This is a genomic window from Leptolyngbya cf. ectocarpi LEGE 11479, assembly GCF_015207065.1.
GTDB lineage: Bacteria > Cyanobacteriota > Cyanobacteriia > Phormidesmidales > Phormidesmidaceae > Leptothoe > Leptothoe ectocarpi.
This window is the reverse complement of sequence record NZ_JADEXP010000205.1, coordinates 1-11,495: the sequence shown is the minus strand read 5'-3', so window position 1 is coordinate 11,495 and position 11,495 is coordinate 1. Positions and strand designations below refer to the sequence as shown.

Sequence of the window (11,495 nt, the reverse complement as noted above, 5' to 3'; positions counted from 1 at the left end):
ACTACGACGATGACATTGAACTCAACACCGACAGCAAATACCTAATCCAAGGCATCACCCAGTGGATGCGCGGCTGGAAACGCAAAGGCTGGAAAACATCAGCCGGTAAAGCCGTATTAAACAAAGACCTATGGCTAACGCTGGATGACCTGACTCAAAACCTCAAAACCAATCAAATCGTTGAGATTGATTGGAAATACGTCAAAGGTCATGCCGGCAATGTGGGCAATGAACGCTGTGACGAAATTGCCCGCTCATTTTCTCAAAAGCGCGCTATTGGCCTAAAAAAGTCAGTCGATGGCGGTGCTGCAAATAGTCCTAAGCCCGCTGATAGTAAAAAGCCTACAGTTAAACCGACAGCTAAGCCGGACTCTCAAAAAATAGTCAGCCAACAAACAGAAATTCCCTTACCTACCAGCGACATGTCCGATACTCGACTCAACCGCGTTAGCAATATGCTGAAACTGTTGCAAACGGCTGATGAGCTGGCCAAACAGGGATATCTGATCACCACATCGGAGCTAGTGGTTCTAACTGGAGTATCTGCCAGTGAACTAGCGAAGCGGGGAGATGATTGGACCTGGCGCAACTGGACGGTTTCCTGTGTTAGTAGTGAGTCCGATCCAGAAAAGTTTTGGCAGTTAGAGAGAATTGAGGGATAACGCGTACCTTGAGCGAAGTCGAAAGGTACGCAATCAAAAAGGGGCTCCCCCGAAGAGGAACCCCTTTTTAAACTAAGCACTCAGCCGTAACTAAAACCCTTAGCCGTTGATTGCAGGAGCAGTCAGTGCAACAGGAGTTTCAGCACCAGAAGCTAGGTCGAGAGGGAAGTTGTGAGCGTTACGCTCGTGCATGACTTCCATGCCCAGGTTGGCGCGGTTGATCACGTCAGCCCAAGTACTAACTACACGACCCTGGGAATCCAAAATGGACTGGTTAAAGTTAAACCCGTTCAAGTTGAATGCCATGGTGCTAATGCCCAGTGCAGTGAACCAAATGCAAACCACCGGCCAAGCGCCCAAGAAGAAGTGCAAGGAACGGCTGTTGTTAAAGGATGCGTACTGGAAGATAAGACGACCGAAGTAGCCATGAGCTGCAACGATGTTGTAAGTCTCTTCTTCTTGACCAAACTTGTAACCATAGTTCTGAGACTCGACTTCAGTGGTCTCACGAACCAAGGAAGAGGTCACCAGAGAACCGTGCATCGCGGAGAACAAAGAACCGCCGAAGACGCCAGCCACACCTAGCATGTGGAAGGGGTGCATCAGGATGTTGTGCTCAGCCTGGAAAACAAGCATGAAGTTGAACGTACCGGAGATACCCAGGGGCATACCATCAGAGAACGAACCCTGACCGATGGGGTAGATCAAGAACACTGCAGTTGCAGACGCCAAAGGAGCGGAGTAAGCAACACAGATCCAAGGACGCATACCCAAGCGGTAGCTTAATTCCCACTGACGACCCATGTAGCAGAAGCAGCCAATGAGGAAGTGGAAGATGCAAAGCTGGTAAGGGCCACCGTTGTACAACCACTCATCAAGGGAAGCAGCTTCCCAGATGGGGTAGAAGTGAAGACCGATAGCGTTAGAAGAAGGAATTACTGCACCGGAGATAATGTTGTTGCCCAGTAGTAGAGAACCCGCAACAGGCTCACGGATACCGTCGATGTCAACGGGAGGAGCAGCGATAAATGCGATGACAAAGCAAGCAGTGGCAGCTAGCAGTGTGGGAATCATCAGAACGCCGAACCAACCAACATAAATGCGGTTGTCAGTGCTAGTGATCCAATTGCAGAACTTATCCCACATGCTCGCCCGATCACGGGATTGCAAAGTAGAAGTCATAGTGATGAATGAAGTTATAAACACGAGTTGCCATTGTGAAGGCAAGCAGAAATAACTCGAAAGCTACTCCGCTGCGAATAAAGTTAATGGCCACTCGTTTATAAGATTAGTAAATATGCTTAGTGGTTTGTAGGGGTAAGATACGAAACTTGCAACATTGATACATTTCTACGTAAAAGATGAGTGAATGCTCAATATTTTTATCCTGGAGGCCAACTGAGTGAACGTCCCCCCAGCAGGTGCATGTGGAGATGAAAGACGGTTTGACCTCCATCTTGGTCGGTATTAATCACTACACGATAACCGTTGGATAATCCTTCGCTTTCGGCAATTTCCTTAACAATCAGCAACATGTGGCCGAGCAGTTCCTTATCTTCAGTTGCAGCAGCGGCAAGTTTAGGAATTGGTTTTTTGGGAATAACCAGAATATGAGTGGGTGCCTGGGGGGTGATGTCGCGAAATGCCAGGCACAGGTCATCTTCATGGACGATATCTGCAGGAATTTCTTTGCGGATGATTTTGCTGAAAATCGTGTCTTCACTCATGGTGTCTTCGCTCTGATTGCGTTGATGGGCCAACGTTCTGCATTGTAATGGTTGGTGAGACGTCAATCAGCTTGAGGGTTTGAGTTATAGGCATCCAGTACTTCACTGCCAAGAGCTGGTTTGGGAAACTCAACCTGGGTTTGGAGCCATTGGGCAATTAATTTTGGGCAATTCTTTTTAGACCAGCGCACGGCTAAGTAATGAAATGCTGGTTTCGTCAACCGAGCGATCCATTTCATCAGTCGGTTAAGTCGGCGAGGTTTAACACGATAGTTAATGAGGTTATTGGATCCGATATCGTAGAGGCGGTCGATGACCAGCTGCAATGTTGCTTCTTCCCGCTTAAACATATTTTCTAATAGGAGTTCCACATCCTTCATGTGCTCGTCCGCCAGCTGCTTTTCACGGATGGTGATGGCAACATCAGAGGAGTTGGAAGTCATCAGCATAATTTTTTAAGTGGTACTGATACGTATAAATAGGGCGTAAGTCGTGATCGATGCAGCTGTCCTAATATATGCACATACCATACTTTATGGCTTGAGATTGTGATCCTAGTTCTAGTGAGTGAGAACCATGGGCATTCTACGTAAACAGGAAAAATATGGGAGTCGAAGTGAAGCTTGAAGTGGTTGCTCAGGTCCTGATTCAGGCAGCAATTGAGTAGAAGATGGTCAGAAGCACCTGCCTGAGGGTGGGGCTAGGAAGTGAATTACCTCATTCTGACTTAGAGCCTATCCGAATCCCCCATTGCTGCCACAACAGATTAAGGGTTGGTGAAGGTGTCCGGATAGGTTCTTAGTAAAGTATGTCAAGATTTAGAGTACAAAGGTATGCGTTCTAAATTAGGGGTGTTAGGATGCTGGCGAAATCGTCGCTTTTGCAAGAGCATCATGTCTTTTGGCAAAATAGTGCACTGAAACCATGCTAGAGCAATTAATTCTATATTTTGTTTGTAAAACAAAGGGACACATCACAAAAACTCAGTTAGTAAAATTTTTGTACCTAGCAGATCTCTATTCAGTTAAATGGACTGAAAAGCAGCTCACTGAGCTGAATTGGTGCTACTACAATCACGGTCCTTGGAATAAGGATATAGATAATGCATTAGAAAGCATGGGAGAGGTGATAAAGCTTCAAGAATCTGGCAATGCTATTTTGGTTACGCTCGCCGATGAATCATTAGTTGCCGTTGATTTTGAGCTTTCAGAAGGGCTGAAGCTGATGTTAGAGAACATCAGAAAAGAATGGGCTGGATCAGGCCCTGAAAAGTTTCAGGAGCTAATGGAGTATGTGTATTCTACGGCTCCGATGGTTGATGCTAAAAGCAAGTATAAACCTCAGGACCAGGCTCAATTGAACCTGAGATTAGAGCGAGAAAGATTGCTTGAGGAATTGGGGGTATAAGCTTTGGCTGGACAGCGGCCTCGTCAGGGTTGGATCTATATGATTAACCCTTTCCGAGTCTCTCTTAGGTGTAGCAATGGCCATCAACACATTTACAATTTAGATTCTCCCGGAGAGCTTGAATGTCGAGCCAATTCTTGCACGGCAATGATGAATTCCAGTCGCGTTTTTCGCGGAACGCACCCTCATCTTGTTTGGACAAGCGATAAATTTCAGGATGATTCTGGCTATATTGAAACGTTCACAGTGATTCCTTTAACGTCTAGGACAACCTTTGCAGGCCTGCCAACGACTTACCCTATTTCAAACACTGCAAGAAATGGACTGAGTAGCAAATCCTATGCTTTAATCCATCAAATTTGCACAGTAGATGGGCATTGCTTTAAGGAACCGTCTGGTGATTGGCGACAACGCATGGGACAAGTAGATTTAAAGGGCAAAACTGGAATATCGGAACGGCTAAAGTTCCTTCTAGATCTTGATAGCGAACCAAATGAAGATTGGTTTAAGCAAAATGCAACTCCAGAGCTAATAGAGAAAATTTATGGCTATTTGCCTGATTCAGAGAAACTTAGCCTACTGGAAAGCTTATTGGATGATTCTTCCTAGGATTTGGCTACTCACTTCCGCCACTTCTCCTGATAAACCCACTTCTGTACCCTCACAGCAGCGGTAAAGAGTTGACGCAGCAAGCGTAGCAAGCGTAGCAAGCGTTCTTCAACGCACCGTCTTCATGAATAGTTGATTGGTTACTGGGCATTCTACAGAAATCTGTAGGAGTCCAACATGCTGGCGAGAATCTGGAGTGCGTCCTTAATCGGTATTGATGCCTTAAAAGTCGGCGTAGAAGTGGATCTCTCTGGGGGACTGCCCGGTGTTGTGGTAGTTGGTCTGCCCGATACGGCGGTGCAAGAATCACGGGAGCGAGTAAAGGCCGCGCTCAAAAATGCGGGATTTCCCTTTCCCATGCGCAAGGTGGTTGTGAACCTGACTCCAGCTGATGTGCGTAAAGAAGGCCCCATTTATGACTTGCCCATTGCGGTTGGCATATTAGCGGCAGCGGATCTTGTCAGTCAGGACAGTTTAGATAACTATTTGCTCTTAGGTGAACTGTCTCTAGACGGTAGCCTCCGTCCGGTGGCAGGGGTGATGGCCATGGCAGCGGCAGCTCCTCAGTTAGGTGTGACAGGGCTGATTGTGCCAGTGGATAATGCTCAAGAAGCGGCGGTGGTACCAGACCTATCGGTCTATGGCTTCAAGACCATTACCGAGGTGGTGGAGTTTCTCAATAGCCCCGACAAACGTGAACCATTAACGATTGACGGTCGAGATGCGTTGAGGCAAGCTCAGCCCCATGCGGTGGATTTGCGCGATGTCAAAGGTCAGGCCCAGGCCCGGCGGGCGCTAGAAATTGCGGCGGCGGGTGGCCATAACCTTATTTTCGTGGGGCCGCCAGGAAGTGGAAAAACCATGCTGGCAAGGAGACTGTCTACCATTCTGCCACCGCTTAATTTTCAGGAAGCTTTAGAAGTGACGCAAATCCATTCAGTCGCCGGTTTGCTCAAAGAAAAAGGCTCGTTAGTAACTGATCGTCCGTTTCGCAGTCCGCATCATTCCGCATCAGGGCCATCTTTAGTAGGTGGGGGCACCTTTCCCAAACCAGGGGAAATCTCCCTGGCTCATAGGGGTATTCTTTTCCTTGATGAGCTGACAGAATTTAACCGTAAGGTGCTGGAGTTTTTGCGACAGCCTTTAGAAGATGGCTACGTGAGTATTGCTCGTACGCGTCAGTCCGTAGAATTTCCGGCTCAGTTTACCCTGGTGGCTAGCACCAATCCCTGCCCCTGTGGTTTCTTTGGTGATACCGTACAGCCTTGCACCTGTAGTCCGCGCGGTCGCGAGCAGTACTGGGCAAAATTGTCAGGACCGCTGATGGATCGGATTGACCTGCAAGTAGTGGTTAGCCGCTTAAAACCAGAAGAGATTACTCAGCACAGCCCTGGGGAGCCGTCAGAACCAGTCCGTCAGCGGGTGGAGCTAGCGCGTCAGCGCGCCCAGGCTCGATTTGTTAATGAACCAAAACTGCAGTGCAACGCGGATCTTGAAAGTCGTCATTTGCGTCAGTGGTGCCAGCTGGATGATGCGTCGCGCACGCTGCTTGAAACAGCTGTTCGCAAGCTAGGGCTGTCGGCCCGTGCGACCGATCGGATTCTGAAGGTCGGTCGTACGATTGCGGATCTAGCTGCAGTGGAGAGTTTGCAGGCTGCCCACATTGCTGAGGCAATTCAGTATCGTACGATTGACCGTATGCAATAACGCCCTTCGTGGAACATGGTTAGCTGCTTTATCTCCAGATTGGACTAATGCACGACTAATCAAGTTATTCTGATGTGGCTTACGAGTGGCGGCCTTGTTAAAAAGCCCTACTCATAACCTGTTGTATGTGGGTCGGAGAACTCAACAGAATAAATGACCATCGACACGGCAAAAATCCAAGCGTCTTTACATAGCTTTGTTAGTGGTACCAGCGATATTGAAGGAGCTGCCCTCGTAACACCGGATGGTTTACCCCTGGTGACGGTACTCCCCAGCCATATGGATGAAGACCGAGTATCGGCCATGGCGGCTGCTCTACTGTCATTGGGTGAACGTATTGGGAGTGAGTTATTACGGGGTGGCATTGGCCAAATTGCCCTGGATGGTTCAGAGGGCTATTGCATTTTGAGGGCCTGTGGAGAAGAAGCGGTCTTTTTAGTGTTGGCTGCCCGCAAGGTTAAAAAAGGTGTTTTGAATCTGGAAGTGAAGCGTGCGGTGGGTGAGATTCAACCCCTGTTGGGGGCATCGCGTCCTGGATAGCCGAGAGTAGCCGTTTCCCAGAACAATTCGGGGTGATATATGCTGTTACAGTAGCGCAACGTTATGCTGTATCGTCGCTATCGTCTAGTATGTCCGTCAGTGGTTATTTCTCAGACTGTTCATTGCCAGAAGTGTTTCAGCTTTTGCAAGATGGTAAGAGGACGGGACTCCTTTCCATTCAGGGGTTAGCGCTGCCTGGAGAAGTTCAGCCTAAGTATTATTTTATTTGGCTCTATCGAGGCCGAGTTGTCACCCTGACAAAGCGATTAGATAGCCGAGGTCTAGCGGCATTGATCAGCCACCGGCGTTACCTCAGTGCGACGATGGTTGAGCGTTTGATTCGGCGCTGTCCGACCGATGAGCCCCTCGGTCGATTTTTGCGCTCCCAGGGCGTCCTGAGTAATAAACAATTACAGATTTTATTTGCGACCCAGGTGATGGGGCAAATTTGTGAGCTGTTCCGGGTGCCTGATGCGTACTTTGCCTTTGATCCAGATGCTCCGCTTCCCAAGGTGGAAATGACGGGGCTGAGTGTGGTGGCGACGGAGGTGATTTTGCCGGGGCTGCGAATTTTGAAAGATTGGGCGGCCTTTCAGGATAAATTGCCCCATCCCCAATCTGCCCTTGTGAGTCTGATTCGAGGGCAGCCTAATGTCCGGATAAATCAGGCAGAGTGGGGGGTGTGGCGGCTGATTGATGAAAGAACATCCCTGAGTCAAATTGCAACGCGCCTGGGTATGCCCATTGAAGTGGTGCAGCGGATTGCGTTTCGTTTGATTTTTGTGGGACTGGCGGAAGAAGTGCCGATGATGCTCTCTGAACCGGCGCTGGATACTTCTGAGTCTCCGTTTCCCATGGATGTAGCTGAGGGCGATCAGCTCAGTCCTAGCTTTTTTCGCAATCTGATTGGGTTTCTCCGGCAGGTACCCAAATCGTCTTGATGGGCATGGGATGGGTAAACGGTGCTATGCTAGTCAATGACTCGGATCTATGCGATCGCAACGCCCAAATCTTGTCAGGACCGGAAGGTAGCAGCAATACGGGATGCTTGAGATAGGCGTAGTCTCCGGGTCTCCTCTGTTTTTACGGTATGTTTGTTCTCGGTCAGTACGGCTATCCGACAGTCAAACCCGCTACACACTGTTGCCGTCGACTGTTACAACGGACTATATAGGGCGACGCTGCCAGGGATAATCCTTGGGTGCAGTGTCTCCAGTAGTGTCTTAGAGGAGTCTAGGCCATGGCAGATTTTAGCCAGCTAGTGCAAAAAGCATTTTATTTAGGGGTGGGCCTGGCGTCCTATGCCTCTGAGAAAGCGGGTGACGGATTTAGCGATTTGCGTCAGCAGGCCCAAAAGCTAGTCAATGAGCTAGTGGAGCGTGGCGAAATCACCGCTGACGAGGCTCAAAAAATGGTCAACGACATGGTGGCGCGGGCGCAGGAGGCTGCTCCGGCTGAAGCTACACCCCGATCGGCAGATGCCGCTCCCCGCAAGATTGAAATCATCGAAGAAGAGGAGCCGGAAGATCGCGCTGCGACCGATGCCCTTCGTAAAGAAATCGAAAACCTGCAGGCGGAACTACAGCGCCTCAAGGATGAAGAGGGCGCATAGATGGATGACTGGCTAAAACAATTCCAGGATGATTTGCAAACGGCGGTCAATAATACTCTGGAGCAGACTGAGCAGTTTTTAGAGCAGCTAGCCGACCAGACCCTAGAGGCGGTCACACCCGTTTTGGATGCGGCCGATCAGCTGGCTGATGAGCTAGCGGAGCAAGTGATGGAAAATATCACCCCGCCCCTATCCCAGGCGTTGGATGAGTTAGAAACTCAGATTGATCCAGTGGTCGGCTCGATGGTGAGCTGGTGTGAGCAGACGATGGCTCCGATCCATCAAACGCTTACCCCCTGGCTACAAAATCATCCCAAATGTGCGGGCTGCTCTTACTACCATGGCGAAAGCTATGGCGGCGAGATGTTGATCTGTGCCTTGCATCCTAGCGGCCCGGATCAGGATGAATGCCCAGATTGGGATAGCGTGTGGCCGCAGCCGGAGGAATAGGGCTAAGGATTATTAGACGCTAATTTTCCAGCAGCGGATAAAAGTGGCCGACGGGTCCCTGGCCCTGGCCGATTCTGAGCGAATGGTTGAGAGCTTTAGTGACATAGTCTTTAGCAAGCCTCGTAGCCTCAAAAGGAGGATGCCCTAGGGCTAAGTTGGCTGCGATCGCAGCTGACAGGGTGCAGCCGGTACCATGGGTATCTGCCGTATCGATAGAGCGGGTCGCCAACTTAGTTAACGAGGTGCCGTCATACCAAACGTCGATACCCCGTAGGGAACCATCAAAGCTGCCGCCTTTCACAATCACCGCCTTTGGCCCCAGCTGATAGATGCGTTGGGCCGCAGTTTCCATGTCGTCTAGGGTGTGGATAGCCTGACCGCTGAGGATCTCCGCCTCATAGCGATTGGGGGTGAGGACTGTGGCGAGGGGAATAAGCTGCTGGCGCAGCGTTGCGATCGCATCGTCATCGATCAGCTGCGCCCCTGTGCGCGACACCATCACTGGGTCAATCACACAGCCTATACCTAACTTGGCACCCTGCAGGTAGACAGCTACCGCCTCCATAATGGGCTGGTTTAGCAGCATCCCGGTTTTTAGCGCTTGAATACCCATATCGTCAACCACCGCTTCAATTTGGGCGATAACTGATTCTGGGGCTAGGGCATCTACTCGAGACACCCCTTGAGTATTTTGCGCCGTGATACAGGTGAGGGCGCTAGCGCCGTGCACCCGATGAAACGAAAATGTCCGCAGATCGGCTTGAATTCCGGCACCACCACCGCTGTCAGAACCAGCAATGGTTAGAGCCACTGCTGGACTATGAGCTGAACTATGAACCATAGCAGTCCTACCGTGACTGCCGCCGCCGCTGTAGAAAATCCGGAATATCCAGATTTGGAGAAACGCTGGGCTGACTGCTAGGGGACGACTGTGGGAACTCAGCCGGTGGAGAACCGATGGCTGAGGGCCGCTTCAGGGGAGCAATTCTAGAAGCCGCTGGGGCACTAGGCGCCGCCGTATTAAAGTCTGAGTTGAACCCGGTGGCAATTACCGTAATGCGCACTTCTCCCTGCATCCGATCATCAATCACCGCACCAAAGATAATGTTGGCATTGGGATCAACGGCCTCATAGATAATTTCTGCGGCAGAATTGACCTCGTGTAGGGTCAAATCATTGCCCCCAGTAATATTCAGCACGGCTCCAGCGGCCCCGTCGATAGAGGTTTCCAAAAGTGGCGAGGAAATGGCTGCGATCGCAGCTTCTCGAGCCCGAGATTTACCAGAGCCCACACCGATCCCCATCAGGGCTGAGCCCGCATCGGCCATAACCGCCCGCACATCGGCAAAGTCCACATTGACCAAACCGGAAATGGTAATAATGTCAGAAATACCCTGGACACCCTGACGCAGAATATCATCGGCAAAGCGAAATGCCTCTTGTACCGGGGTTTGTTCCGAAATTACCGACAGCAGCTTGTCATTGGGAATGATGATCAGCGTATCGACACATTCCTGTAGCGCCTGGATGCCTTCCTCTGCCTGGGAGGTGCGGCGACGGCCTTCAAAGGTAAAGGGGCGAGTAACCACACCAACGGTTAGGGCACCCGCTTCCTTGGCCGCTTCAGCAACGACAGGTGCAGCACCCGTACCGGTACCACCCCCCATGCCGGAGGTAATAAAGACGAGATCTGCCCCTTCAATCGCAGTCGAAATTTCATCCCGTGATTCTTCCGCCGCCTTTTGGCCAATGGCAGGGTTGCCACCCGCCCCGAGTCCACGGGTTAGTTTTTGCCCAATCTGAAGATGATTAGAATTATTCGCTTTGGTCAGGGCTTGGGCATCTGTGTTGAGAGCCCAAAACTCGATCCCCGCCACACCGCTATCGATCATGCGGTTGACTGCATTACAGCCACCACCACCAACACCGATAACTTTTATCCTCGCCATACTCCCCGGCACAATATCACCTCCCATAGCTGCACTACTGGATGCAGGTTCATTACGATGATTATTATTCATATCAGACATGTTGAGACCCAGGCCCGAGTTTCTGTGAGAATTGTGTGAGGATGAATTAGACATAGGGCGAGTGTAATACAAGGTACCAGCGGGCTATTGACCCAATCAGCCACAGAACACACGGGGCTGCCATCATGAAAAAAGTAAAAGCTAACTATATAGCAATTACCAACCCAGCAGTACGGGGCTCTGTAAACAACCGACCAAATCAAGCTACATCTATCTAGCTTGAAGTGCCTTCCCCAGTAGCTTTACAGAGATTTTGAAGATTAATTTCAAATATGACAGATCATACTCTAGTCAACTATACGGGAACTTGCTTAAAAAACCAACTCAATTTACCCGCTAATTCAAGAATTTAATTAGTTAAGAACAGGCCTTAAAAAAGCAGACTTGCTGTCTAGATGAGATGTAGAATTTCACCCCTATAAATATTAAGAGCTAAGCCTGTTGATGACTGTTATTTAATGTATGCAGCGATCTAAGAAGGCTATTGTGGACGTCTTTCTTAAGGAACAGATGTCGTTGTTGCCTGCAAGATTTCTAGGGTGGGATTATCGGGATTACGCAGGTCAATAAAGGCAATTTCTTCGATATCCATCTGGGCATTTAAATTCCGCATTCGGTCAAGGGCGGCCAGCTGTTTCGAAAAGTTTTGTCCGTAGGGACCGATGTGGACGCGACCCAGCTCCGTTTGCAGAATTAAATTGGTGGGGTCACGCCAGTCGATCTGAGAGATCTGGGTTTGATTTTTTTGCAG

13 protein-coding genes, 1 other RNA gene and 1 pseudogene are annotated in these 11,495 nt (G+C 49.8%); 9 read left to right on the top strand and 6 right to left on the bottom strand.

Going from position 1 to position 11,495, the window contains the following annotated elements; all coding sequences use genetic code 11:
• Positions 1-662 (top strand): ribonuclease H family protein (locus IQ260_RS19470; protein ID WP_193994762.1); only part of this gene is annotated, 662 nt, incomplete at its 5' end.
• Positions 663-761: 99 nt separating this feature from the next.
• Here the strand turns inward: IQ260_RS19470 and psbA are convergent.
• The 3 genes from psbA to IQ260_RS19455 form a co-directional block, all read right to left on the bottom strand.
• Positions 762-1,844, bottom strand: a complete 1,083-nt coding sequence (gene psbA, locus IQ260_RS19465; protein ID WP_193994761.1) for a photosystem II q(b) protein — start codon at positions 1,842-1,844, stop codon at positions 762-764.
• A 200-nt stretch (positions 1,845-2,044) separates the two neighbouring features.
• Positions 2,045-2,389, bottom strand: coding sequence for a histidine triad nucleotide-binding protein (locus IQ260_RS19460; RefSeq protein WP_193994760.1), 345 nt, complete (start codon positions 2,387-2,389; stop codon positions 2,045-2,047).
• Between the two features lie 62 nt (positions 2,390-2,451).
• Complete coding sequence (locus IQ260_RS19455; RefSeq protein WP_228016273.1) at positions 2,452-2,832, bottom strand: hypothetical protein; 381 nt, start codon at positions 2,830-2,832, stop codon at positions 2,452-2,454.
• Between the two features lie 481 nt (positions 2,833-3,313).
• Between IQ260_RS19455 and IQ260_RS19450 the strand changes: the two genes are divergently transcribed.
• From IQ260_RS19450 to IQ260_RS19415, 8 genes are all read left to right on the top strand, one after another.
• Complete coding sequence (locus IQ260_RS19450; protein WP_193994758.1) at positions 3,314-3,796, top strand: type II toxin-antitoxin system antitoxin SocA domain-containing protein; 483 nt, start codon at positions 3,314-3,316, stop codon at positions 3,794-3,796.
• 147 nt (positions 3,797-3,943) lie between these two features.
• A complete protein-coding gene (locus tag IQ260_RS19445) occupies positions 3,944-4,405 on the top strand; it encodes a type II toxin-antitoxin system PemK/MazF family toxin (protein ID WP_228016272.1) in 462 nt (153 codons plus the stop codon).
• Between the two features lie 177 nt (positions 4,406-4,582).
• Positions 4,583-6,112, top strand: a complete 1,530-nt coding sequence (locus IQ260_RS19440) for a YifB family Mg chelatase-like AAA ATPase (protein WP_193994756.1) — start codon at positions 4,583-4,585, stop codon at positions 6,110-6,112.
• Between the two features lie 153 nt (positions 6,113-6,265).
• On the top strand, positions 6,266-6,652 hold the full coding sequence (locus IQ260_RS19435; protein ID WP_193994755.1) for a roadblock/LC7 domain-containing protein: 387 nt from the start codon (positions 6,266-6,268) through the stop codon (positions 6,650-6,652).
• Positions 6,653-6,741: 89 nt separating this feature from the next.
• Positions 6,742-7,593, top strand: a complete 852-nt coding sequence (locus IQ260_RS19430; RefSeq protein ID WP_193994754.1) for a DUF4388 domain-containing protein — start codon at positions 6,742-6,744, stop codon at positions 7,591-7,593.
• A 38-nt stretch (positions 7,594-7,631) separates the two neighbouring features.
• Positions 7,632-7,728: signal recognition particle sRNA small type (ffs, locus tag IQ260_RS19425), an RNA gene on the top strand.
• Between the two features lie 164 nt (positions 7,729-7,892).
• Positions 7,893-8,264 (top strand): phasin family protein, encoded by a 372-nt coding sequence (locus IQ260_RS19420; RefSeq protein ID WP_193994753.1) that lies wholly within the window; start codon positions 7,893-7,895, stop codon positions 8,262-8,264.
• Positions 8,265-8,714 carry a hypothetical protein gene (locus IQ260_RS19415; RefSeq protein WP_193994752.1) on the top strand — a complete coding sequence of 150 codons (450 nt, stop codon included), beginning with the start codon at positions 8,265-8,267 and terminating at the stop codon, positions 8,712-8,714.
• A 19-nt stretch (positions 8,715-8,733) separates the two neighbouring features.
• Here IQ260_RS19415 and thiD read toward each other — a convergent pair whose 3' ends face one another.
• The 3 genes and pseudogenes from thiD to IQ260_RS19400 form a co-directional block, all read right to left on the bottom strand.
• Positions 8,734-9,555 (bottom strand): bifunctional hydroxymethylpyrimidine kinase/phosphomethylpyrimidine kinase, encoded by an 822-nt coding sequence (gene thiD / locus IQ260_RS19410; protein ID WP_193994751.1) that lies wholly within the window; start codon positions 9,553-9,555, stop codon positions 8,734-8,736.
• A gap of 7 nt (positions 9,556-9,562) precedes the next feature.
• Positions 9,563-10,744: a cell division protein FtsZ gene (ftsZ, locus tag IQ260_RS19405; RefSeq protein ID WP_322745000.1), complete on the bottom strand. Its 1,182-nt coding sequence runs from the start codon at positions 10,742-10,744 to the stop codon at positions 9,563-9,565.
• Between the two features lie 499 nt (positions 10,745-11,243).
• A pseudogene (locus IQ260_RS19400) lies at positions 11,244-11,495 on the bottom strand (cell division protein FtsQ/DivIB); the annotation flags it as partial.